The following is a 24,780-nucleotide window of genomic DNA, read 5'->3' as shown; positions in this document are numbered from 1 at the left end:
GGAGAACGAACGCTGTAATATTCGACTTAGGATAAGCGCCAGCGCGGTTTTATTCTCTGCGCTATGATCGAAGCGAAGCAAAGCAACACAAAGCATTTAAATTGTCGCTCCTACCAACAGGCGACTATCAACAGCAAAGCAGAATAGAAAGAGAAGAAAAATGATCTATGAAATGCGTACTTATCATTGTGCACCAGGACGATTACCAGCGTTGAATAACCGATTTGAAACAATTACACTCAAATTCTGGGAGCAGTATGGGATTCGGCAAGTCGGATTTTGGACGACGTTGGTGGGTGCAAGCAACCAAACGTTGACTTATATGTTGCAATGGGAAAGCTTAGCGGAACGTGAGACCAAGTGGAACGCGTTTGCCAGCGATCCGGAATGGCTGGCGAAACGTGCAGAAACAGAGGCACAAGCGATTATTGTCGAGAGAATTGAAAATCAATTTCTGACACCAACGTCCTATTCCGCGATGCGTTAATACTCGGGGACCAATACAGCAACTAATATAGCGCCTAAAACGGACAGACGATTATGTGGGTCCATTTTTTATTCCATCAAATATCGAGAATGAAAAAGTTGAAGTGGAAAAATAGGCGCAGTATTCTATTTCACCCGATCAGCAAGACGCCCAGCGAAAAACCGTCGCAAAATACCGCTTGAATAGTGGCTGGCAACTTCACCTAAAAATGACCCAAAATCAACGTGGGCGCTGGCGTCAGCGCGATCAGAAATGGTGCGTAACACCGCGCAAGATACCCCGTATTCAAAACAAATTTGCGCCACGGCAGCGCCTTCCATCTCAACGGCCAGGGCATCGGGCAAATCAGCTAAGATGTTATTCGTTTTTTCAAGGTCAGCCACAAACTGGTCACCGCTGGCAATCAACCCAATATGTAAGACTGGTTGACCAATCTGAAAATGTCGCCGCACATGAGCTGGCACAATACTTTGCAAATCTTCTCTTAAAAAAATATCAGCGGCAGTTTTCAATTCGGCGCTAAGTGCGATATCTGCCATAAATTCGGCGATTCCCAATAGCGGTACCTCGTGATGCGGAAATAGCGGACGCGCATCCAGGTCGTGTTGGATTAAGCGGTCTGCGATAACGATATCGCCCACCGCAACCTGCGCGCCAATTCCACCCGCAAGTCCCGTAAAAACAATCTCAGTGACCCCAAACTCTCTGATCAATGTCACCGCCGTCGCCGCCGCAGCGACCTTACCAATTCTGGCAAGAACCACCACACAGGCCTGTCCATCCAGTTTACCCACGTGATAATCCCGCATACCGATCCGTTGCACATGATTGCCGCTCTGCTTTGTCATCACGCTGATCAAGTCGGCGACTTCATCATGCATCGCCGCTAGTATTCCTATAGCCATTATTTCTCCTGAGTGCGGCATGTATGTGTTGCTGAATTTTGTTGCGTATTTTGCTCAATTCATCGCTTGCTGATCCGTCACTCGACAAACTTTTTATTGTTGACCTTGGCGACGATATCATCACAAACGCGCCGCGAGTTCATGATCGTAGTATGCAGGGAAGGGACAACAATCGACGGAATATTCGCCATTTGCGTTTCAGAAACGGTCAGAATTCCGTCATTCGCTTCACCGCCAAAAGGAGACCAGCGCCCGCGTGGTCCGGCGCTTCCAGCGTAGATAGTGGTGGGGACTGCGGGGATGGGCAACTGCCTGGTCCAATCTTGTTGCCCAAGAAATTGGCCAATTTCGCCTGTCATCAGTTTGAACAAACGCCAACGCGAAAAGGTGCGCGCCATTTGACTGGCTTGCATGGGAGGTGCCAGAAAAAAACATGCTTCTGGTTGTTGCACCATATCCGGCAAAGCCGCAAGAGTAAGCAGGCAACCAAGCGAATGTCCGATGACAATATAACGCTGCCCAGCTACATTCCGCGCTAAATAGTGATGCAGCTTTTTTACGCATGGATCCCATCGTTCGAATGCTGCAGAGTAGCCGAACAACGCCGGGCGCAGTCCTGCAGCGCGCAAACGAGCAGCAAGAATCAGCATCGACAAAGGGGTGCGCCCCATTCCATGGACCAGGATAGCGCGCACTTTTGTAGCGCTTTTGTCGGTTATCGCGGCATGATCGGCATCCATGATGACGGCTATTAGTCTCTTTTCTGTAATTGCTTTTCGAACTCGACATCCAGTTTGCTGACGCGCTTGGGTTTTTGCGGTCCATAGGCGTTAACAAACTTGACAAACGCATCCAGTTCCAATGGTTCGCTAACCCGAATAGGAAGATCGTGACCCGCATTTTGAGCCAGAATAAATAACTCAGTCGCTGTGCGGATCATTGAATAGCGCAAATCAGTGCTTCGGGCATTGAGGCGTTCAATAGCATAGGTGGCGCGGGTAGATCTCATAATTTACTCCTGATATACATTTTTTCCTGATCCCTGAAGATTCTTGATAACCTTAATGCAAGGATGTAATATAGTTCCGGGCGCTTTTGGGTGGATCTGCCTCATTGCTTTCAGGCTTAATTAGCCTCATAAGGCTTTCCCGCGCATGCTGCATTGCGCGTTTTCAACTAAGGCCAGGTCAGCGTCGTTGAGGCGATAAACTATCCCGATAGTTTCAGACAATTTCAAACAATTTCAGAGCGTGCGATTACTTTCAAAGACCAGGCGCTGGCCGGTTACCGGATCGTTAAGAGAAATCGATTTCGCCAGCAACTTTAGTGGCGACGACCAGTCATCGCCTTTGCATGGATTAATCGTCGGATAAAAAATGTCATTAACGATAGGCACACCAAGCGCTGCCATGTGAACGCGTAACTGATGTTTCTTCCCCGTTAGCGGTTGCAATCGATACAAACTATTTTCTTCCCGATGTTCGATCAAATCAATCTGCGTTTCAGAGTTTGGCTCTCCGTCAACTTCTTCCATCCGAAAAAAAGGCGTACCCTCCACCATGCGGCTACGGTGTATCAACGGAAAAGCCATTTGCGGCATGGTCGGTGCCAACGCTTCATAAACCTTCTTCACTAAACGCTGCTGAAATAATGACTGATAAGCGCCACGCGTCGCAATGTCGAGTGAAAACATCATCACTCCCGCGGTTTCTCTATCAAGTCGGTGAATCGGCGAAAGTTCTGACAGGCCCGTCTTCTTTTTCAATCGTACCAATAGTGTCTCACGCAAAAAGCGCCCCGCCGGAATCACCGGCAGAAAATGGGGCTTATCCACCACCAACAAACGCTCATCCTGATACAGGATGACTTCTTCAAAAGGAATCGGCGTTTCTGCATCCAGCGCGCGATAATAATAGATACGACAACCATGCCGATACGGTGCCGATGATGTCAGCTTGACGCCGTTAGCATCCGCCACCTGGCCGCTCTCCATCCGTGCAATCCACGTCGCTGCGGGAATAGCCGGAAAGCGTTGAATCAAAAATGTCAGCAAATCCGGCCAGTCGCCCGCTGGCAACCAGACATAACTGGGCGCAACACCGTCGACGATAGGCAGCGGTGACGATTCCGGGGACAAAGAAATTTCGGTCAGTTCTGCCGTTATGCATTCCTCTGTCTTGACTCCGGACGGAGTGGCGGTCGCTCTCATGAAAGGTTCAGTTGCCAGTAACCAACGTCAATCCACGTATCCGATTTAATGCCGACTTCTCGAAAAACGCCGACCTTTTCAAAACCCATTTTTTCGTGCAAAGCCACGCTACCGGCATTGGGCAGCGCAATCCCGCCGATCACGGTATGAACGGGAAGTTTTTCCAGACCGTCCAACAGCGCACGATACAACATTGTTCCGAGGCCCTTTCCAGCAGCGTTATCCGATAGATAAACCGAGCTTTCCACCGCCTGCGCGTAGGCGGCACGCGCGCGCCATTTAGTCGCGTAGGCGTAACCTTGGATTATGCCGCTATGGTCACCATCGTCGCCATCGTCAACACATACCAACCAGGGAAAAGACGCCGTGATATCCAGGATGCGCTGCGCCATCTCCGGCACGCTTACAGCGACCGTCTCAAAACTAATGTTTGTATTCAATACATAGGGATTGTAAATGTCGCAGATTGCGGCGGCATCGCTGACCGTCGCGGGACGAATAATATAAGTCATAGTGTGGATATGAAGAAAGGAAACTGCCGGCGTAAAAATAAGTTATTCACAGTCAAATCCGAAGTAACCCCCGCGACAAACAACTACGGCATAACGAACTCAACCAGCGAATGACTGTAATGATAACGCGCTATTGATAACCATGCGGAATTGCCAATGCGCCAACAATCGAAGGATGATGAAAAAATAGCTACTCCCATACCTGATAATGGAGATAAATATTGATTATAAAGTAACAAAATACATGCAAAAAGCTGCCCACCCATGCAGCAGAGAGTGCGAAAAACGCGGGAAATTGAAAGCACTGAATTAAGGTCGCGTTTGCTTCACCATAAGAACTCTCGATAGTCGAGTGGAGGCGGCGATGCATATTGCGCTGAAAATGATCATGGATTCGGACGATGATTCCCGTGTCTCAAATGAAAGGGAAGTTCTCCGTATCGAACAAAGCGTCGAATCAACCATTCCACCAATCGGCCTTGGTTTGACTTTTCTGGAAGCGAAAACGCTGCTTGCGGCCATACCAAAAGAGGTGGTTGCGCTTGAGGCCGAACAGATCGTCACGCACGCAGGCCATTGCATGGATCATGATGGCATCACTTTGGCTGCGTGAAGGGTAACATCGGCTACGCCTCCGACTTTGAGTCGACCAGGAATGCGCGGAATGGTGTGTAACAAGGCTTGGTGAAATTTGATGTCAGGCATTGTGTTTTTTCTCTATACGGTTAAATCGCTTCCCGCGTTCAAACGGGGTGGGCGGCAAATAACAGGATTGAACGACCGGTGAAAAAACAACAAAAAACCGGCAAGCCCGAAGGCTTCCCCGTCACCGCCGCCCAAAGAGGACGCACGAAGACCAACACAGGTAAAAACCGGCTTTACGCCGTCTGTGCGGTTTTTTGTTATCAGGCGTTCAAACCCGCTCCCCTCTTTATCGGGGACCAAAGGAGTACAGAGCATTAAGCCGCATTTTGTGGAGACTGGCTTACGCCGCGTTGCGACGCAGATAGTACCCAAGTACCTGGCCGCGTCGGCAGCAAGGAGCGCACAACGCCGCTGGAGCGGTTTTCCGTAAGTCCTAAATCAGCACGCTGCGTATTTGTTGGAGTGAGGTGATGTCTTCAATCGTCGGCAAATCGCCGGGATCACGGCCCTCACAAATTGCCTGAATCGCGCGTCGCAACAATTTGCCAGAACGCGTCTTCGGTAGCAAGTTGACGAAATACACTCTCGACGGGCGGCCGACTGCACCGATTTGCTTGTCAACGACACCCATGATTTCTTTTTCTGTCTTTGCTCTGGCGGCGTCATCGGTCAGGCCGCTGGCATCCTTCAAAATCACAAACGCTACGGCAGCCTGTCCTTTCAGTTTGTCTTCGACGCCAACCACCGCGACTTCGGATACGTTTGGATGGCTGGAAATACTCTCTTCAATTTCTCGCGTGCCGAGACGATGACCGGCGACATTAATCACATCGTCGGTGCGACCCAAAATGAAATAGTAACCGTCATCATCACGTACGCCCCAATCGAAGGTCGAGTAGACCTGACGCTCAAAATTCGACCAGTAAGTACTAACATACCGCTCGTCATCACCATAGATCGTTTGCAGACAGCCGGGCGGTAGTGGTCCATCGACCACCAACACACCTTTTTCGTTCGCTTTGCAGACGACGCCTGTGGTTTCGTTGACGAGCTGCATTTTATAGCCGTACATCGGCACGCCGGGACTACCCAGGCGCGTCGGTTTGTCTTCGACATTTTTGGCGATTGTCATCATGGGCCAGCCGGATTCGGTTTGCCAATAGTTATCGTAAACCGGCACGCCGAGCGCATCGGCAATCCAGCTAGAAGTCGTTTCATCAAGTGGTTCACCGGCCAGGTAAAGCGCTTGTAGCGACGACACGTCGTATTTCTCCAGCAATTCTGGCGGTTGCTTTTTCAACACGCGGATGGCCGTTGGTGCTGAGAACATCTGTGTAACTTTATATTTTTCGACGATGCTCCACCAAATTCCACCATCGGGAGAAATAGGCAATCCTTCGTACATAATGGTCGCCATACCCGCGATCAATGGTCCATAGACGATGTAAGAATGTCCCACCACCCAACCGATATCGGAGGTACTGAAAAACGTACCGCCCGCCTTGCCACAGAAAATGTAGTCGATAGACGTCGCCAGCGCGACCGCCTGACCACCGACATCTCGCTGCACGCCTTTTGGCTTGCCAGTTGTGCCGGATGTGTACAAAACATACGATATTTCATTCGATTCTAGCCAGACAACCGGCACATTTGCGTTCATGTGCAACGCTCTTTGTTCGGCGTAATCAACATCGCGCTCGCCCGTCATCGGCATGTCCGCCAATCCCCGATTGACCATGAGGACATGCGCTGGCTTATACGGCGAAAGCGCGATGGCGGCGTCCAGCAAACCCTTGTAAAGCACGACCTTGCCGCCGCGTGATCCGGCATCTGCCGAGACAATTAACACTGGCTTGACATCATCAATGCGGGTTGCCAGGCTATGGGACGCAAAGCCGCCGAATACCACTGAATGGATCGCACCAATCCGCGCGCATGCCAACATCACAAACGCTGCTTCGGCGATCATCGGCATATAAATAAGTACGCGGTCGCCCTTCTCCACACCAAGTGATTGCATCATCGCTGCCGCACGGATGACTTCGGCCTGCAATTCGCGATACGAATACACCCGTTCGCTATTGGTTTCAGTGGAAATCGCGATCAGCGCTGCCTGCTCGCCTCGGGTCGCAACCCAGCGGTCAACGGCGTTGTGACATAAATTGGTGGTACCGCCCACGAACCATTTGGTAAAAGGTGGTCTGCTGTAATCAAGGACTTGGGTGAAGGGTTTATGCCAATCGATTCTTCTGGCTTGCTCAGCCCAAAAAGTTTGTGGGTCGTCGATCGATCGTTTATACAGGCTGGCGTAAGTCATGCTGTCTCCTCGCGTAGGGACGTTTTCAGAAGCGCGCACGAGCAATTCAAGATCCACGTCCACATGCAGTCGTCCATATGTTCTAACTGCCGCGAGAAGCATCACAGAGTTGCGCTTAAACCACACTACGGCTTACAGAACGTCTTGATTTAAAAATCGATTACCACACTATTGCATTGTTATTTTTTACGCACTCAGAAAATCACGTAGCGCCATTCCCCCATAACACTATCATTGAAACAGGTAAACCGCCGTTAAATGACATATAGATCTACATATTCATTCACTGCCATTGCTTCCAGCTTTTTCTGGTCGAGGGACACTTCCAGAATGCGCTGCTGTTGTTTGATCGGAAACTGACGCGCGAGGTTGATTCTAAACTTTTCTTCCAACAATGGAATGCCTTCTTTGCGACGCCGTGCATGACCGACAGGATATTCTACGACGATTTCTTTCAGTTTCTTGCCGTCGTTCAATTCAACAGTCAACGCATTGGCGATTGAACGTTTTTTAGGATCATGATAATCCTTGGTGAAAGCGGGATCTTCAACGCAGAATATTTTGTCACGCAGGATATCAATACGTTTGTCGGCAGCAATATGGTCTTCGTAATCGCCGGCTGTCAGTCGGCCATAAATCAATGGTATAGCAACCATGTACTGGATACAGTGGTCGCGATCAGCGGGATTGTTCAGTGGACCTTTTTTGTCGATGATACGAATGCACGCTTCGTGGGTGCGGATCGTGATTTTTTTGATGTCGTCAACTGATCTCCCCGCTTTGGCTAATTGCAAATGCAATACCATTGCGGCTTCGACCGCTGTTTGCGAGTGAAATTCAGCAGGAAACGAAATTTTGAACAAGACGTTTTCCATCACATAAGACGCATATTTGCGCTGAAATGTAAACGCCTGACCTTTAAACAGGACGTCGTAAAATCCCCAGGTCTTGGCGGTCAAGACCGACGGATAACCCATCTCGCCGGTCTTTGCCATCAACGCCAGACGTACCGCGCGCGAAGTTGCATCGCCAGCGGCCCATGATTTGCGTGAACCGGTATTGGGCGAATGACGATATGTCCGTAGCGACTGACCGTCGACCCACGCCAACGACACGGCATTGAGCGCCTCTTCGCGCGTCAGTCCCAACATTTCAGAGACCACCGCAGTGGAAGCAACCTTGACCAGCACAACGTGATCCAGACCGACTTTGTTGAAAGAATTTTCGAGCGCAATACAGCCTTGAATTTCGTGCGCCTTAATCATGGCGGTCAACACGTCTTTCATCCTCAACGGCTTTTTGCCAGCGGCGACGGCGTTACGAGACAACCAATCAGCCGTGGCCAGAATGCCGCCCAGGTTATCCGATGGATGGCCCCATTCTGCGGCCAACCAGGTATCATTAAAATCGAGCCAGCGGATCATCATGCCGATATTGAAAGCGGCTTGCACCGGATCAAGCTGAAATTGCGTTCCGGGAACTCTCGCACCGTTTGGCACAACGGTACCAGGCACTATCGGACCCATCAATTTTTTGCAAGCCGGATATTCCAACGCTTCCAAACCACAACCTAGCGTGTCGATCAGGCAGTTGCGTGCCGTGTCGAAGGCTACTTTTGAGACAATCTTGTAATTGGTGACGTAGTCGACGATATCGACCAGGACTTTGTCGTATTTTGGGCGGACGTTGGAAATATGAGTAGGCATTTTTTTCCTTGTTGATGGCGGGGTCACGGCTGGCTGGATTGCTTTAATTTCTTCCCTGCTGGAAGCAAAGTTGTGCTCCGAAACCGCCCTCACGGTTTGAATTTCAATCTGGCAAAAAAATCAATGTGTTACTGCACTCTGCATTCATTCGCCAACTGCGCGCCCTGCTTTGTATTTAACAACATTGATTTGGCCGGTATCTGTATCCACACCAACCCACTGGCCAGATTTTCAAAACGCACTGCGCCAGTCGTTGTTACCACCGGCACCATCGGGTACTTACTACCCTTCCAGGTTAAATTTGCACCAGTATTTCCATCCGACTCAATTTCAACGCGATTGCCTAATTCGCAATTAAATCGTCCCGTCACCAATGCTGGCGGCGCAACCAGCTTGCTGAGTATCGGCAACTCTGCGGCAGGTGATCGGGTTTCGGTCAGCGGCACCGACGATCCGCACGCGGCCAACAAACCCGTCATAGCAACCACTGCAGCAACAATCGAGATTTTCACAAACCGACGGCTTATTACACTCACTGCAATCTTTGATACATTCATAGCATTTTCCTGAAAATAGAGAACGGGACATGAGATAAATTGGCACTCTGCAAGCCCTTCTCCATTCAGGCGTTTATTTTCGCAGACCAATTAGTACAAATTCTAAGTCTTCTGGACCCACATTATGCCGATGGAGGAATAATTTTTATTATCGCGGGTTATTCCTCGTTTCATGTTGCGTAACATGTGAGAATATGAAACAGTGATGGAACGATTGATTGAAACATCTATTGAACATCCATTGAAGCAAAACCATCATGTCCCAGTCTCGTCCTTTTTCCAGCAACGCTACCCCGCATCGTCAGGCGGGAAATACCGACAATGCCGATAAGCCTGTCATTTGGACAGTATCGGTTTCGCGCCTATTCGACCTTTTCCGCGACATCACGCTGGAATACGATCATCAGGCGCATATTGTTCCGATCAATCTTGGCTTTGAAGATGCGGTGCAACATATTCGCGAAAGGCTGATCACTGAACGTTGTGATGCCGTCATTGCAGCCGGTTCAAACGCCGCCTACCTAAAAAGCCGTTTGTCCGTGCCGGTGATTATCGCCAAGGCCAGCGGCTTCGATTTTATGCAAGCGCTAGCAAAGGCGCGCAAAATTTCTCCTTACCTGGGAGTGATTACTTATCAGGAAACATTACCGGCTTTACGAGAATTTCAAACCGTGTTCGGCTTGAATATCAAACAGCGCGCTTATGCAACAGAAGAGGACGCACGCGCCCAAATTAACGAACTGAAATCAATCGGCATTAAAGCGATCGTCGGTGCCGGACTGATCACCGATCTGGCGGAAGAAGCGGGTCTGGCGGGCATTTTTGTTTACTCCTCCAATTCTATTCGGCAGGCTTTTGAAGATGCCTTGGAAGTGGCACGCTTAACGCAGCTGGAATCTTCGCGCGGCCGCGGCCATTCCGTCAGCGACACCTTACGTACCAAACATAGCATCAACGATTTACGTGGCAACTCGGAAGCGATGGAGACAATACGCCAAACGATCGTCTTATTTGCGCGCTCGCCAGCAACCGTGTTGATTCAGGGAGAAACCGGCACCGGCAAAGAGCTAGCCGCGCAAGCTATTCATCGGGAGCATCCTCACGAACAAGGAACCGCCGCCAAAACAGGCCGGCCTTTCGTCGCCGTTAATTGCGGGGCATTGGCTGAGTCGTTACTGGAGTCGGAATTATTCGGGCATGAAGAAGGTGCCTTCACCGGTTCCCGTCGCGGTGGTCGGGCTGGTTTGTTCGAAGCCGCCAATCGAGGGACCTTATTTCTTGATGAAATAGGCGAAATGCCGCTTCCGTTACAGACCCGATTGCTGCGCGTTCTGGAGGAACGCGAAGTCGTGCGTGTCGGCGGTACCAGACCAATTCCCGTCGATGTACGCATTATCAGCGCCACACATTGCGATTTGGACGAACGTGTCCGAGACGGTCGCTTCCGTGGTGACCTATTTTATCGCCTGACGGTATTGCGGATGAATTTGCCGCCTTTACGTGAACACCCGGACGATCTGGTCACACTTGCGGAGTGGCGTTTAAAACACGCGCTGGCATCCTTAGGAGTGCGACCACACGCCAACCTACACGCCGAAGTCGTGGCCTGCATGCCGTTGCTCGCACGCTATTCATGGCCAGGCAACGTGCGCGAACTCCGAAATCTGATGGAACGTCTGGCATTGTATCTGGCAGCCGAACCGTTGCAGGCGCTAACCCCCGCATTTATATTAAGACTTGCACCGGAATTGGGTGCAATCAAGATTGAATATCAGGATAGCGCCACGCGCATCGCCGACATACCGACAGAATCGATCGAAGAGGTTCTCAAGCGCTTTGCAGGAAACCGGGAGGCCGCGGCGAAACACCTTGGCATTAGCCGAACCACCCTGTGGCGGAAAATGAAATAAGCAGTCCAATATTCGTAAAAATCACCCTTAACCACGCATCCTGCCTCATCAAAAATAACGTTAAAAAGTTTGTCGCCACTTCCCTGTGCTGGCACCGCATCACTTTTCTCTAATTGATGCGCCGACTTATGGGCCAACATCCCTCTCCCTGTTTAGTACAAAACATTAGTAGAAAAAAGTAAAGCCAACTAGTCAGTTGGCTTTACCTCGTTTCTTTGTTTCTTCACTTCTTCATTTCTGCCGAACAGATGATTGATTTCAATAAAAATTAATGCAATTCAGCAAGGCTCAAGTTTTCGTATAACCAATCCCATCCAACGCCGCCGGGATGGATTCAACTATTTTGAACGTCCGGGGCCTGATTGGTCTCTTTGATCACTTTGACGTTGGCCGTTTTTATCTCCGCCGCCAGCATTTTTATTTTGATCGTTAGACTTTGTATTTTGATCCTGAGTGCCACTACGGCCAGTATCTTGTTGAGGGGTATTCTTTTGGTTTTGGTCGCCAGCTCTCACATGCTGCCCTTGAGTGCCGTCGCGGCTTGTTCTACTTGGATCATTTTGATTATTACCAGTATTATTTGATGAGCTCATCATAGTTCCTTTTCAAAGTTCGAAAGAGTGACAATGCTGCAAATACGCATTTTTTCCCGGCAACTAAACTGAAAAGATTACCCGGTGAAATGCCTAACCATGGTATGAGTTGAAGCAGATGATTTCTATAGTGTTTCGTCTGATTTTCTCGTCGGAGGAAACTGTCAGCGCCGACAGTGCTTCCCTACACGTGACCTACAATGGAAAATAATCCAATCTATCTTTATAGGGATAACGTGTATTGCTCAAAAAAATAATTTTTATGAGAAAACTGATTGCGCCACAACAACGAAACAGGTCATCCCTCCAATGCGTGGGCCGGTAAAACGATAGTAGTATCTATCCAAACATCAACACTTAACAACGGCAGCTTAGAATTAATGAGAAGATTTGCAGCTAAACGCGTCGACATAATCAAAATAGCGCTTCCCTGAAAGCTCCACATAAACGCGATAATATTTTGAGTGTTTGGACTAATGACCGATAGGGCGTCGCACCTGATTTTGAGGGAAATCGTATTTTATGAGGAGAACAAACGCGTGCAGAAATTTCTACAAACTCGCGCTCTCAGACTGGCGCATGCAGCACATAGCATAACTGTTTGCCACTTCACACCAACACATGGCGCACTCCTCGAAAAAACTGATCAATTTTTGCCTCGATTCGTGTATCGATCATCTGGTCCGGGCGCATCCCGTTTGGACATGCAAGTCGCGGCGTAGTGCCAAACAGACGACAAATGATCGGCCGGTCTTCATAAACCTGACAGCCCTTCTCACCGAGATGTGGGCAGCTTAAGTTGGCTAATGCAACATCATGTTCTGTGTCACTTTTAACGGGCATTCTCGCCATCTCGTCAGATGAGGCCTTTACCGGTCCACAGCAATCGTGGCAACCGGGAACGCAAGCAAATGTCGGTATGTGCGACCGAAAGAATCTTATTTTTTGCATGTTGTCGGTCAATGTAGAACCTCACCAAAAAAATGTACTCGACGTGCGTTGGCAACAACGACAAAAGTCGCTATGTTGGCGCGCATTTCTTTTCCATGACGGCACCAAACAGGGGCGATTCGATCAACGAATCTAACCATCGGATAACGTGTATATGCGCATTATTGACGCCATAAAACCATTCCTTATCCACGTGCGCGAATTGCCGAATGAATGGAAAAAGTGCCATGTCGGCGAGGCTCGGCTGGTCTCGCAATAAGTAGCCATGCAACGACAGGCGCGCATTTAAGATCGATAGAAATAGTTCACACTGAAGGCGATAATCTGCTGCGGAGAATGTTGGAAATCGCTCTGCATATTTATAACGATCAAGGCTGTGCTTAAAGCTGCCATCATTTTGCGCGATCAACGCAGCGACATCAGGCGACAAGTCATCGCACCCAATCAACCAATCCTGCGGATCGTTAATCGCCAGCGCCCATCGCATAATATCGATGCTTTGGTCGATGACTGTTCCATCCTGAAAGTGCAATACCGGCACAGTCCCTTTTGGAGAGCAATCCAGCATCGCTTGTGGTTTATTACGCAGGCTGACTTCTACCATCCGAACCGGCACTGCGCTGGCCTTGATTGCCAAACGTGCACGGATCGCATAAGGGCAGCGACGAAATGTGTACAGGATCGGCAGACCTTGATCGGTCATATCTGGATCACCAGATGCGGATCGAACAACGGATTCTCGGCAATGCCATCGCGTACATAACCACGCGGATTGCACACCACACGCGTCTGCTTTATTTGGTAATCGGAACTGTCATGCAGGTGTCCGTGGACCCATAACGCTGGCTGCCAGGATGCAAGTTTTTGTTCAATGTCAGAAACGAAACATCCATTGAAAGGTGAGCCCTCATATTTTGGATGAATACTATCTCTTGTAGGCGCATGGTGCGAGACAACGACTGTTGTACCGTCGAAAGATTCAGCAAATTTGTGCCCCAACCAAGTTACCGACTGATCAAAAATCTGCCGCGATATAACAGGCGTAAATAAAGTTTCATTGTCCACATCCAGTTTTATACGACTGAAATCACGAACAAGCTCGCGAGCCATGGTCATTGATGCGTCACATTCTTCGACGGTCGGTGCCAGTCGAAAATCAGTCCACAAGGTACATCCTAGAAAGCGTACGCCATGCAAGCACATTTCGTCACGCTCAAGAATATGAACGTTCGTACCTTCTGCAAGTGTGCGCAAGGTTGCCAAAGTACCGGTCAGGCTGCCACCGTAATATTCATGATTACCAGGAACATAGACAACCGGCACGTCAAATTGACGCGCCCAGGTAATCGCCTGTTGCGGGCGAGCGATGTCTCCGGCCAAAATCACGACATCGCAATTGCTGGGCGGTACGGACATTTCCGCGACGGTCAGGTGTAGATCGGACAGGATCGCAAGACGCATTATTTGCCTCACCAGGATAGTAAAGGCCCTATTTTACTGGTGTCCACCATTTTTGACTGCTTCGAGGCTAATCAGTGTCGATTAAATAATCAGCGAGCCAGCCAACGCTCACTAGCGTCGGCTTTAGCCCTGCCAATTTCACAGATTAATCGTCCTTTGCGCCAGCTATTCCTAATTCCTGAATTTTCCGCGTGATAGTATTGCGCCCGATCCCCAATCTGATTGCTGCATCGTTCTTGCGTCCATGAGTATGCTTCAGAGCGATCTTGATCAGCGCAGATTCAAATTGCCGTCCCAATACATCCATCACGTCGGTATCACCGCCGGTCAGCATCGTAGCGGCCTCCACTTCTAAAAGACTGATCCAATTTCGGCCATCGTTGGCAGCAGAAGTTAAGTTCGTATCTGACAACTTTGCAAATCGATTTACATCTTCCGGAGAGATATTTGTAGTCGACGCGACGTGCAGATCAAATGGCGCCAGACCAGCCGATACATAGGTGTTACCAGTCACATCGTGGCTAAGCTGGCCAAGCGGCTTATCATATTCAGCAATTAATTCCTGCGGCAAATCCTTGATTTCAACTGTCTGGCCGGGCGCCATCACAGTGATCCAGTTGCAGAGATTTTCTAGCTGTCGGACGTTACCGGGCAAGTCCAAAGCACTGATAAAACGCATCGCACCTTCGGAAACACGTTTGCTTTCAACGCCTAGTTGCTTAGCACTTTGTCCTAGAAAATGACGCGTCAGAATGGGAATATCTTCACGTCGCTCACGCAAACTTGGCAAGCGCAAACGGATGACATTTAGTCGGTGATATAAGTCTTCACGGAACAGACCTTCCCGCACCCGCGTTTCCAGATTCTGATGCGTGGCGGCTATGACACGGACATTGGCTTTGAGCGACTGATGACCGCCAACCCGATAAAAATGACCATCAGAGAGAACGCGTAATAAGCGCGTTTGTAAATCAAACGGCATATCACCAATTTCATCCAGAAACAGGGTTCCACCTTCAGCTTGCTCAAAGCGCCCGCGTCGTGACGCCTGCGCACCGGTAAATGCACCACGCTCGTGCCCGAACAATTCGGATTCAAGCAAATCTTTTGGAATTGCGGCTGTGTTCAATGCGATAAAAGGTTGTAACGCACGTGGGCTGTGTTTATGTAGAGCGCGCGCCACCAGTTCCTTTCCAGTACCCGATTCGCCCGTTATCAAAACGGTTACATGCGATTGTGAAAGACGTCCAATGGCGCGAAACACATCCTGCATTGCGGGCGCCTGACCCAGAATTTCCGGCGTTTCGGCGGAGGCTTGCTCTATATTGACTTCGCGTAAGCTTTCGTCCAGCGCACGCCGAATGAGTTCGACTGCTTTTTCCAGATCGAACGGCTTTGCGAGATATTCAAACGCACCGCCCTGAAATGCGGCGACGGCTGAATCAAGATCCGAAAACGCGGTGATGATGATAACCGGCACGCCCGGATGTTGCGCTTTAATTGTTTGCAATAATTCAAGTCCGGATGTCCCCGGCATACGAATGTCTGAGACAAGCACTTGTGGTGTGCTGGATTGCAACGCATCCATCGCATCGCGTGCATTCGAAAAACTCTTGGTGACCAGATTTTCACGGGCCAGCGCTTTTTCCAGCACCCATCGTATCGATTCGTCGTCGTCAACAATCCAAATTGGTTTCATATGTGTCCAGGCTTCAATAATCTTGCGGTTAGCATTCTGTCGGTAGCTTTTCGGCCTTGTGATCCTCTGAGCTGCACAACTACGCGGTCCACGCAGTCTATTAAGGCAGAGGAATCAATACCCTGAAATCAGTACAGCCCGGGCGACTTTCGCACTCGATTACTCCCGAGTGCTGTTGTACAAAGGTCTGTGCCAGCGTCAGCCCCAAACCACTCCCACCATCACGCCCCGATACGAGAGGATAAAAAATACGCTCCTGAATGTCGATAGGAATACCCGGTCCGTTATCAATGATATGCAAGTCTAATGCCAGGCGATAACGGACCTTCGCCAACGTTACCTGACGCACAATTCTGGTCTGAAATGTCAAATCGGCATCTCCGTCCTGAATACGGTGCGCTAAAGCCTGCGCGGCATTATGCGCGATGTTGAGTATGGCTTGAATGAGCTGCTCTTTATCACCGCGAAATTGTGGGATCGACAAGTCGTAATCGCGATTAATCCTTAAGCCATGCGGAAACTCGGCGACCATAAGGCTGCGCACCCTCTCACACACCTCATGGATGTCGACATCGCCGACGATGTGCGCTCGTCGATGCGGCGCGAGTAGACGGTCCACCAATGTTTGCAGCCGATCGGCTTCCTTAATAATTACCTGCGTGTATTCGCGTAACTCTTTCAGGTGACGCTCGGGCAGTTCCAGTTCGAGCAACTGCGCAGCACCCCGAATGCCACCGAGAGGATTTTTAATTTCATGCGCCAGATTGCGAATTAATTCCTTATTCACCTGACTTTGATCGAACAGCCGTTCTTCTCTTTCTAATCTGAGTTGTTGAACATTTTCTCGTAACTCGATCAGAACAGGTGTGGCGGGATTGTCGAGTACCTTCGCGATGGTATCGACCCAAAGCGGTTCGCGACCAATGCGGTCCAAAATCAAATCCTGCCGCAGATCGTCAAACTGATGCGCGACCGCCTTCTCAAAGACAGCAGCCAGCTGACCACCATTTAAAAATAGATCACTCAGCTTTTGTTGCTTGAGTGCCTTAACCGAACTTTCGAGTAAACTTTCTGCGGTAGGATTGGCATAGACAATACGTCCTTCTCTGTCCAGCAATAGAACCGCCGAGGCCAGTAGTTCAAGCCCTTCAGTTGCTGTCGGTACTGCAGTTTTAGTTGTCATTCAAAAATCTCTTTAATATAAACAAACTATGAGAATGCACTTTACACCTCAACGTCCTCTTAAATGAGTGGAACTTAGTGCAGGCTGCCGCGCAGTATCTATAGCAAAAAAATAAAGCCGCATACGCGGCCTTATTCCAAGCAAAGTTAATACCAAGTGCTACATGCAATAGCGCACTATCTTTATTTTAAATTCGAAAGCTCGCGGTTAAGCGCTTCAATATTTTTTTGAGTGCGCGCCAAATCATCTTTCATCGATGCTACCCGTTCCTGGTATTTCGCATAGTTGCGCTCATTGCCCTGACGTTCCGGCACACCGTTGTTGTACACTTTTTCAATATCTGCGAGCTTCTGCTGTTCTGTCTTTAATTCGTCCTGCAGAATCTGACGGCGGTCATTGTCACGCGTTTTTTGAGTCCCACCGTCGACTTTAGGAAAGTCTGGCGGCGTCACTGGCGACGACTTATTCGCCGCGTTTGATCCAACTGCTGGACGCGGTGATGACGCTACTGACAACGGTGGTAAATCCACCTTTTTGCAGCCTTTGGTATCACCTGTATTTTTATATTCCCTGGTGCCTTGCGCATCGACACAAAGATAGATATTACTTTGGGCCATGGCAGCCCCACCGATTGCGCTCATGGCAGCAACGATCAGAATTCCCGGAATGAGGTGCTTCATAGACTCTCTTCGCAATTCAATGAAGACGTTAGTTTAAGTCAAACCAGACTGTCGTGACTACCTGCTAAGTAGTTGCTAGGTAATTACTTGGTATTCTATCGTGCCAGAATGACTATTAAAACGATGTCCAATAGTATAAAAGGACCGGAAAAGATGACTTTTCCGGTCCTTTTTTTTTGATCAAAATATCGCTTAAAAAATATGACGAATTAAAACAATATTTTAAATCGCTATCTATCGATACAAATTCGAAACAAATCCGTTATAAATTCATTACGAACTCGTAACGAATTACACCGAGTAATACATGTCAAACTCAATCGGATGCGTCGCCATGCGGAAGCGCTGTACTTCTTGCATCTTCAACTCTAGATAAGCATCGATCATGCTGTCGCTGAAAACACCACCGCGGGTCAAGAATTCACGATCCTTGTCTAGCGCTTCCAATGCTTCTTCCAATGACGCGCAGACAGTTGGGATCAACTTGTCTTCTTCTGGCGGCAAATGGTAGAGATCTTTCGATGCTGCTTCGCCCGGATGGATTTTGTTTTGCACGCCGTCCAGACCAGCCATCAGCAACGCAGCAAAACACAGGTACGGGTTAGCCAGTGGATCAGGGAAACGTGTTTCGATCCGACGTCCTTTTGGATTCGACACGTGTGGAATACGGATAGAAGCAGAACGGTTTTTAGCTGAATAAGCCAGTTTGACCGGCGCTTCGTAGCCTGGGACCAGACGCTTGTACGAGTTAGTACCCGGATTGGTAATCGCGTTCAATGCCTTGGCATGCTTGATGATACCGCCTATGTAATACAGTGCGAATTCAGACAAACCAGCATAACCGTCGCCTGCGAACAGGTTGACGCCGTCTTTCCAGACCGATTGGTGAACGTGCATACCGGAGCCGTTATCGCCAACGATAGGCTTAGGCATAAAAGTCGCTGTTTTGCCGTAGGTATGGGCCACGTTCCAGACCACATATTTCAGATTCTGGGTCCAGTCAGCACGCTCAACCAGCGTCGAGAACCGGGTACCGATTTCGTTCTGACCAGCGCCTGCAACTTCGTGGTGATGTACTTCAACCGGGATACCCAGAGATTCCAGAATCAAACACATTTCCGAACGCATGTCCTGGAAGCTGTCGACTGGTGGGACTGGGAAGTAACCACCCTTTACGGTAGGACGGTGACCTGTATTGCCGTTTGGCAGGTCCGCGCTCGAACTCCATGATGCTTCTTCGGAACCGATCTTGACGAAGGAACCCGACATGTCGGCGCCCCAACGAACATTATCAAAAATGAAAAATTCCGGCTCTGGACCGAAATAGGCAGTGTCGCCCAGACCGGACGATTTCAAGTACGCTTCAGCGCGCTTGGCGATCGAACGCGGGTCACGATCATAACCTTTACCATCGGCTGGCTCGATTACGTCACATTGCATGAACAATGTGGTTTCTTCCATGAACGGATCGATGTTGGCGGTATTAGGATCAGGAATCAGAATCATGTCTGATGCTTCAATACCCTTCCAGCCAGCAATCGAAGAACCGTCAAAAGCATGACCGGACTCAAATTTGTCCATATCAAAATGGGAAACAGGGACAGTTACGTGCTGCTCCTTGCCTTTGGTATCAGCGAAGCGAAAATCAACGAACTTTACTTCGTTGTCTTTCACCATCTTCAAGACTTCTGCGGCCGTCATTGCCATGTGGAGCTCCTAATATCAGAAAGTACTGCGAATGTTTTAAATGGACTTGCAAATTTGGGTATTCAATATGTGCATAAATGTCCTGCCTGCCTCACTCATGCAAGCAACACATAAGCGAAACAAGAGAATATCAATACAACAAGAAAACGATACAACTGAATTCAACGGAGAATGATAGCAGAATCCATGCCACCGTCGGGTGGAACGCGATTCGTTATTCATTCATCATATTTGCTAGTTTGGAGGCTTATTTGTAAAAAAATAACGCCAGCTATCGATACGCAATCAATTTAGATGCTTCATTCAGGGGCAATATCAAATTTACGCACCAAAATAAAGCTCTTGAATTCAAGCGGAATTATTGCGCACCAATTTAGTGCAATAAAGATCGATCCTTTTCGGACACTCTTTTTCAATCATATAATGGTTATGTATCTTTACTATTCGACCATTTTATTCGGAGACACAACATGCCAGGCACCGCGAAGTTGTTAGAAATCGGCCGCACCCGTGGTCAAGCCGGAAACTTACCGTATGCAGGCGCTTTTACGCCAGCCGAGACCTATGCGTTGTTAACAGCTAGTCCCGATACAATTTTAGTCGACGTTCGGACCAATGCAGAAAGGGATTGGATTGGTCGGGTGACGATCAACGAGAAACAACACGCCGCTGTGCAATGGACGCAATATCCGGGCGGTACGCCAAACCCCGACTTTTTAAATCAATTAGCATTATTTGCCAATAAACAAACAACGCTAGTCTTCCTGTGCCGATCGGGCGTACGCTCGCGTCACGCAGCAACGCTAGCGACTGAAAACGGCTACGTCGCTTGCTTTGATATTCTCGAAGGATTTGAAGGCGATAAAGACGCCGCAGGACATAGGAAAACTGTGGGTGGATGGTGCAAGGCCGACTTGCCTTGGATGGGGGCATGAACAAATACTACGCATTCCTGATAAATAAAATGCATAAAGTGTGAGCCCAACAAGGAAAGATGCACCGAAATCAATATCGTCCGCTGTCAGTCTGGCGGACGATATTGATTTGGTCTAACTTCAATGCCAGAAGCGATGTTAAAACATACCAATCGCACAATTGCAATGAAAAACCCTAAGTAGAATACTGCGCAATGCTAAGCAAAAAATGCGAAGAAACATCAGCAGATGTTAATTTAATCCCGCCTCAAATGCCCTGCAGGATTGACCGCATAACGCTGAAATACGTTACTTCCCTTTATCTTTTTCATCAACTGTTTGCTTCGGATTCATCTTCATATTTTTACTAGAAGCGTCGCCTCCCGATCTGGCAACCCGCGCTTGAACAAGAGGATCGTCGAAGCGATTCATCATTGAATTATCAGTGCCCGGAATAGGGATCATCACCACTTGTTGCCCTGATGCATCCATCATAGGCGCTGCTGGTGCAGGTGTTTGTGCATAAGCAGTAGTGGCGCAGGCAGCGATAGCTGAGGCAGTCAATAGATTGCGTAACGTTAGCATATGAGAACTCCTTCAAAAAGGTTGATTACCATGGTGATTGCCAGCTTAATTGCTGGCGTAAATACCATGGCAAATACCGCGTTCGAAAAACGGCGGCACGATGTACACAGAATTAAAAATCCGCGTTAGCAAGCAAATTCGCCGTTCGTATGCAGAAATGCAAAACAGGCTCCTGATAGACCGTCCCTCAAAAATAAAAGTTCAATGCTTATTTGAAAAGTGATGTTAAACGCCAATGAAAAGCGGCAATCTACGGACCCTGTTTTTGCAGCCCAAACCATTTACTTTTACCCCACTTTTGCCCCACACATGGTTTGTGTTTTAGTTCTTTTAAAACGTTAACGATGTCATTGCAACCCGTGCTGCGGCCAAATCCCAGGCGGCATGGCCAACGGTTTTAAATACAGGCAATGTATCCGTTTGTAACGAGCGTTGTCGTAATACTTGCGGCAATTCAACGACCGCAGACCAATCAATTTTGGCCTGTAGCAAATCACCGGCTTCATGCTTCGCACCTGCCAGATAATCGACAATAATAGTGCGCTCATGCAATAACTCGGCAGGAAACTCAACCATGTCCGGTTTAAACGCGCCCACGCCAACAGCTAACGTATCTGCCGAAATATGCTTTGGAATAACCGCTGACCGTGACGTCGTCAACGCGATCACTACATCCGTCAACGGCAGCGCATTATCCAGCGTATCGGCGGCAATCGGATGCACTGAAACTTGCGGATAACGTTGCCTTAATGCATCGCAAAATGCTTGGGTTTTAGCCGTGTCGCGGGCAGCAATCCAAAACGTGCGTACGCCAAAATACTCCGCGAGTGCGTCAGCGTGCGCTGCCGCCTGAACACCTGTCCCAATCAATAATGCGGTCTCCGGTTTACGCGGTAATAACGTTTGAATACCTAGCAGCGTAACCGCCGCCGTGCGGCGCGCCGATACCACCGGACCGTCAAGTAGCGCCAGACGGCGCCCGGTCCCTGTTTCAAAAACCACCACTTCACCTTGGATAGCAGGAAGCTGATGATGGCTATTATTCGCGTGAACGGTAATCAATTTTGTGACACTGATATCTGCACCAATCGCCGGCATGCACAGCAACACACTAGCCTTATCGATCTCGACGACCATGCGCTCTGGTGCGTTGATCTGACCATCATATAACTGTTTTGCAGCTAATGCGATTGCGGGAACCAAAGCCTTGTACGGCAACGCTGCTGCGGTTTGTTGCGAATTGAGAATATGCATATTTTGGTCGCCTTTAAAACTGCGTTTAGGAATTGCCGTTAGCGTAAAAAGAAACCCTCTGGGAATGGATCTGATTCTTCCAACACCCATTGATTGAAGCTCATGATATGCGCATCACCGGTTACCTCTGTCATTACCGCATCAAAATCAGCAACCTTGGTTGTGCCAACAACACGCACACTAAAACAGCTACCAACGATACTTTCGTTGATCAGCGGTTGGTCCAGTGAAAGTTTTCCTCTCAAAAACAATTGGGCAGCACGGCCCGAGGTACCGGTTCCGGTTGGCGAACGATCGACCTCACGATCTGCAAAAATACACACATTTGCCTGATCAGCCGTTGGATTGTTTGGCGCGCCGTCGACGATCGTGCCGTACAGTGTATTCAGTCCTGTTTCGATGGGATGCTGAATGTTGATTTTGGCTTTTACCGCCGCCTTGGTTTCTGCACCGAGCTGAATTAACGTGCGGACTTGTTCTGGCCGGATCTGGACATTCGCCTGATCTGCGTTGATGTAGTAGTAGAAAGCGCCACCGAACACGACATCACCGATAATTTTTCCAAAACTGGGGGTATCAACTTCAATATCGCGTTGATAGATGAATGCCGGAACGTTACGAAAAGTGACGCTGCCTGCGCGCGTTCCATCCCATTCAACCTGTGCTTCAATAAATCCCGCTGGCGTGTCAAAACCAATGCGCGTCAACGGAATCGTGCGCTCGACATGGTTCAATTCCACCAATACCTTTCCGAGCGCAATAATGCCGTGACCGCACATGTCGCTATAACCTTCATTGTGGATAAAAATTACGCCGAAGTCGGCCTCAGCTGTCACTGCGGGCAACAGATACGCACCGTACATGTCAGCATGGCCGCGCGGCTCGTTCATGAGGAATTGACGCACGTTGTCACGGTTTTTTTGCAGCCATGCGCGACGTGCCAATATAGTCTCGCCCGGCACCGGCGGTAGTCCCGAAATCACGATGCGCAATGGCTCACCGCCGGTATGCGCGTCAACTGTGTGTATGGTGCGTGTGTAACTCAACATGATGCTGTTCCTCGAAAAACCGTTTTTACATTTCAAAAATGACGCTTCTAAAATTTAAATCCCAACATTTAAATCTCAACATTTAAGCTTTAAAATTTAAGCTTTACAAACAAAAATGTCGTCCCCGTAAAAACGGCGACGACATTTTAAATTACCCGGCAACACCAATCCTGGTGCCGCCATATCACCGCTGATTAATAACTTGTCAGCGCGACTGGCAAGCCGTCCTTAAACCGGAATACGGTCACAGGCGATTGTTTCAAATCATGATTCGCGTCAAACTCATACAAACCAGCAACACCTTTGTATTTGATCTTGCCTAACGCTGCGATATATTGCTTTGGCTCAACCGAATTGGCTTCTTTCATTGCCTGAGCCACGACCATCATGCCGTCGTAAAACGACGCTGCGTAAGTTTCAGCAGGACGGCTGAAACGTTTTTGGTATTCAGCGGCAAACGCCTTCCCTGCAGCCAATTTGTCGAGCATCGCGCCACCTTGGGTGCAATACACCTGATCGCCCACTGCATCGCCGCCCAAACGGCCCATTTCTGGCGCGCAGATACCATCGCCGCCCAGCAACTTGGTGTTTAATCCCAGTTGCTTCATTTGACGTGTCATTGGACCGCCTTGTGGCGAGTATCCACCGTAAAAAATCGCGTCAGGTTTTTTCGCTTTGATCGAGGTCAGTATCGCGGTGAAATCAGTCGCTTTGTCGTTGGTGAAGTCAGTGCTGACGACTTTGATACCATTGGCCTTGGCAACTTTAGCAAACTCTTCAGCCAGACCTTGGCCATAAGCTGTACGATCATCAATGATCGATACTTGCTTCACTTTCAGTTCCTTGGCTGCATACAACGCCATCTTTCCACCAAGCTGGCTATCGCTAGCTGCAACGCGGAAAACATTGGCAAAGCCCTGTTGCGTGATTTTTGGATTCGAGGCAACCGTTGCCATCACAATACCGCTGTCGTTGTAGACACGCGATGCAGGGATAGTAACCCCAGAATTATAAGGTCCGATAATCGCTTTAACGTGCAGATCGCTCAGTTTCTGAGCGACGCTAACGCCTGCACGTGGATCGGCCTGATCGTCTTCCATCAAGGCTTCGAACTTAATTTTTTTACCGCCGATGACAAGTCCCTGAGCATTCAGTTTGTCGATCGCCATGGACAAACCGCCTTGGTTATCCTTACCGGCAGATGCTTGTGGGCCGGTCAACGGGCCGCTGAAACCGATTTGTACTACTTGTGTCTCCTGCGCCATAGCGAGTCCTGGAAGTGCTGCCAACATCACCATCATCAATTTGGTCCGTGCGTACATGGCTAATCCTTTCGTCTGTCTTCGTAATGTTAATTTTTGTCATTCCTCTTGCAACCGGCACGAATGCAACTCCCTTACCACCTCTTGCAGACCGCAATCCTAGCAGGGTACTTGCCGCATTTAATTTTTTTGTG

Annotated in this window: 25 protein-coding genes; 5 read left to right on the top strand and 20 right to left on the bottom strand. The window is 49.0% G+C overall.

The features are described from left to right. Positions 1-160 precede the first annotated feature (160 nt). A complete protein-coding gene (locus RGU75_RS12200) occupies positions 161-487 on the top strand; it encodes an NIPSNAP family protein (protein ID WP_322236273.1) in 327 nt (108 codons plus the stop codon). Between the two features lie 125 nt (positions 488-612). Here RGU75_RS12200 and RGU75_RS12195 read toward each other — a convergent pair whose 3' ends face one another. The 5 genes from RGU75_RS12195 to RGU75_RS12175 form a co-directional block, all read right to left on the bottom strand. Beyond that, on the bottom strand, positions 613-1,392 hold the full coding sequence (locus tag RGU75_RS12195; RefSeq protein WP_322236271.1) for a 5'-methylthioadenosine/adenosylhomocysteine nucleosidase: 780 nt from the start codon (positions 1,390-1,392) through the stop codon (positions 613-615). Positions 1,393-1,469: 77 nt separating this feature from the next. Continuing rightward, a complete protein-coding gene (locus tag RGU75_RS12190; RefSeq protein WP_322236269.1) occupies positions 1,470-2,132 on the bottom strand; it encodes an alpha/beta hydrolase in 663 nt (220 codons plus the stop codon). Positions 2,133-2,143: 11 nt separating this feature from the next. Then, positions 2,144-2,401, bottom strand: coding sequence for a hypothetical protein (locus RGU75_RS12185; protein WP_322236267.1), 258 nt, complete (start codon positions 2,399-2,401; stop codon positions 2,144-2,146). A 234-nt stretch (positions 2,402-2,635) separates the two neighbouring features. After that, entirely contained in the window at positions 2,636-3,601 is a 966-nt protein-coding gene (locus RGU75_RS12180; protein WP_322236265.1) for an RluA family pseudouridine synthase, read from the bottom strand. After that, positions 3,598-4,113, bottom strand: a complete 516-nt coding sequence (locus tag RGU75_RS12175; protein ID WP_322236263.1) for an arsinothricin resistance N-acetyltransferase ArsN1 family B — start codon at positions 4,111-4,113, stop codon at positions 3,598-3,600. Before RGU75_RS12175 ends, RGU75_RS12180 begins: the two co-directional genes overlap by 4 nt. Positions 4,114-4,477: 364 nt before the next feature. On the opposite strand from RGU75_RS12175, the gene RGU75_RS12170 reads away from it, so the two are divergent. Further along, positions 4,478-4,726 carry a hypothetical protein gene (locus RGU75_RS12170; RefSeq protein WP_322236261.1) on the top strand — a complete coding sequence of 83 codons (249 nt, stop codon included), beginning with the start codon at positions 4,478-4,480 and terminating at the stop codon, positions 4,724-4,726. Positions 4,727-4,896: 170 nt separating this feature from the next. After that, positions 4,897-5,076, top strand: coding sequence for a hypothetical protein (locus tag RGU75_RS12165; protein ID WP_322236259.1), 180 nt, complete (start codon positions 4,897-4,899; stop codon positions 5,074-5,076). A gap of 115 nt (positions 5,077-5,191) precedes the next feature. Here RGU75_RS12165 and RGU75_RS12160 read toward each other — a convergent pair whose 3' ends face one another. From RGU75_RS12160 to RGU75_RS12150, 3 genes are all read right to left on the bottom strand, one after another. Next, on the bottom strand, positions 5,192-7,075 hold the full coding sequence (locus tag RGU75_RS12160; RefSeq protein WP_322236257.1) for a propionate--CoA ligase: 1,884 nt from the start codon (positions 7,073-7,075) through the stop codon (positions 5,192-5,194). A 254-nt stretch (positions 7,076-7,329) separates the two neighbouring features. Then, entirely contained in the window at positions 7,330-8,781 is a 1,452-nt protein-coding gene (locus RGU75_RS12155) for a bifunctional 2-methylcitrate dehydratase/aconitate hydratase (protein WP_322236255.1), read from the bottom strand. Positions 8,782-8,909: 128 nt separating this feature from the next. Next, on the bottom strand, positions 8,910-9,338 hold the full coding sequence (locus tag RGU75_RS12150) for a hypothetical protein (protein WP_322236253.1): 429 nt from the start codon (positions 9,336-9,338) through the stop codon (positions 8,910-8,912). A 257-nt stretch (positions 9,339-9,595) separates the two neighbouring features. Here RGU75_RS12150 and prpR point away from each other — a divergent pair, with 257 nt between their 5' ends. Further along, positions 9,596-11,248: a propionate catabolism operon regulatory protein PrpR gene (gene prpR / locus RGU75_RS12145; protein WP_322236251.1), complete on the top strand. Its 1,653-nt coding sequence runs from the start codon at positions 9,596-9,598 to the stop codon at positions 11,246-11,248. Between the two features lie 338 nt (positions 11,249-11,586). On the opposite strand, the gene RGU75_RS12140 is transcribed toward prpR, so the two are convergent. The 8 genes from RGU75_RS12140 to glnA all read right to left on the bottom strand — a co-directional run bounded on the left by RGU75_RS12140 (position 11,587) and on the right by glnA (position 19,522). Beyond that, positions 11,587-11,844: a hypothetical protein gene (locus tag RGU75_RS12140; protein ID WP_322236250.1), complete on the bottom strand. Its 258-nt coding sequence runs from the start codon at positions 11,842-11,844 to the stop codon at positions 11,587-11,589. 606 nt (positions 11,845-12,450) lie between these two features. Beyond that, positions 12,451-12,804, bottom strand: coding sequence for a YkgJ family cysteine cluster protein (locus RGU75_RS12135; protein ID WP_369124712.1), 354 nt, complete (start codon positions 12,802-12,804; stop codon positions 12,451-12,453). Positions 12,805-12,862: 58 nt separating this feature from the next. Further along, on the bottom strand, positions 12,863-13,495 hold the full coding sequence (locus tag RGU75_RS12130; protein WP_322236246.1) for a glutathione S-transferase: 633 nt from the start codon (positions 13,493-13,495) through the stop codon (positions 12,863-12,865). Further along, positions 13,492-14,253 (bottom strand): metallophosphoesterase family protein, encoded by a 762-nt coding sequence (locus tag RGU75_RS12125; RefSeq protein ID WP_322236244.1) that lies wholly within the window; start codon positions 14,251-14,253, stop codon positions 13,492-13,494. Before RGU75_RS12125 ends, RGU75_RS12130 begins: the two co-directional genes overlap by 4 nt. A 145-nt stretch (positions 14,254-14,398) precedes the next feature. Then, the gene (gene ntrC / locus RGU75_RS12120; RefSeq protein ID WP_322236241.1) at positions 14,399-15,952 is read right to left on the bottom strand and encodes a nitrogen regulation protein NR(I); all 1,554 of its coding nucleotides are present in this window, start codon (positions 15,950-15,952) and stop codon (positions 14,399-14,401) included. A gap of 100 nt (positions 15,953-16,052) precedes the next feature. Then, on the bottom strand, positions 16,053-17,135 hold the full coding sequence (gene glnL / locus RGU75_RS12115) for a nitrogen regulation protein NR(II) (RefSeq protein ID WP_322236239.1): 1,083 nt from the start codon (positions 17,133-17,135) through the stop codon (positions 16,053-16,055). Positions 17,136-17,317: 182 nt separating this feature from the next. Next, positions 17,318-17,815, bottom strand: coding sequence for a DUF4124 domain-containing protein (locus RGU75_RS12110; protein WP_322236237.1), 498 nt, complete (start codon positions 17,813-17,815; stop codon positions 17,318-17,320). 291 nt (positions 17,816-18,106) lie between these two features. Next, complete coding sequence (gene glnA, locus RGU75_RS12105) at positions 18,107-19,522, bottom strand: type I glutamate--ammonia ligase (RefSeq protein WP_322236235.1); 1,416 nt, start codon at positions 19,520-19,522, stop codon at positions 18,107-18,109. Positions 19,523-19,992: 470 nt separating this feature from the next. Here glnA and RGU75_RS12100 point away from each other — a divergent pair, with 470 nt between their 5' ends. Beyond that, positions 19,993-20,457 (top strand): rhodanese-like domain-containing protein, encoded by a 465-nt coding sequence (locus RGU75_RS12100; RefSeq protein ID WP_322236233.1) that lies wholly within the window; start codon positions 19,993-19,995, stop codon positions 20,455-20,457. Positions 20,458-20,745: 288 nt separating this feature from the next. Here the strand turns inward: RGU75_RS12100 and RGU75_RS12095 are convergent, their stop codons facing one another. From RGU75_RS12095 to RGU75_RS12080, 4 genes are all read right to left on the bottom strand, one after another. Beyond that, entirely contained in the window at positions 20,746-21,021 is a 276-nt protein-coding gene (locus RGU75_RS12095; protein ID WP_322236231.1) for a hypothetical protein, read from the bottom strand. 330 nt (positions 21,022-21,351) lie between these two features. Beyond that, a complete protein-coding gene (locus RGU75_RS12090; RefSeq protein ID WP_322236229.1) occupies positions 21,352-22,275 on the bottom strand; it encodes a delta(1)-pyrroline-2-carboxylate reductase family protein in 924 nt (307 codons plus the stop codon). A 38-nt stretch (positions 22,276-22,313) separates the two neighbouring features. Next, positions 22,314-23,324: a trans-3-hydroxy-L-proline dehydratase gene (lhpH, locus tag RGU75_RS12085; RefSeq protein ID WP_322236227.1), complete on the bottom strand. Its 1,011-nt coding sequence runs from the start codon at positions 23,322-23,324 to the stop codon at positions 22,314-22,316. A 194-nt stretch (positions 23,325-23,518) separates the two neighbouring features. Beyond that, positions 23,519-24,646, bottom strand: coding sequence for a branched-chain amino acid ABC transporter substrate-binding protein (locus RGU75_RS12080; RefSeq protein WP_322236225.1), 1,128 nt, complete (start codon positions 24,644-24,646; stop codon positions 23,519-23,521). Positions 24,647-24,780 lie beyond the last annotated feature (134 nt).

Source organism: Glaciimonas sp. CA11.2, assembly GCF_034314045.1.
In the GTDB taxonomy this organism is placed as follows: domain Bacteria; phylum Pseudomonadota; class Gammaproteobacteria; order Burkholderiales; family Burkholderiaceae_D; genus Glaciimonas.
The sequence above is the reverse complement of the archived record's forward strand: the minus strand, read 5'-3'. Positions and strand labels throughout refer to the sequence as shown.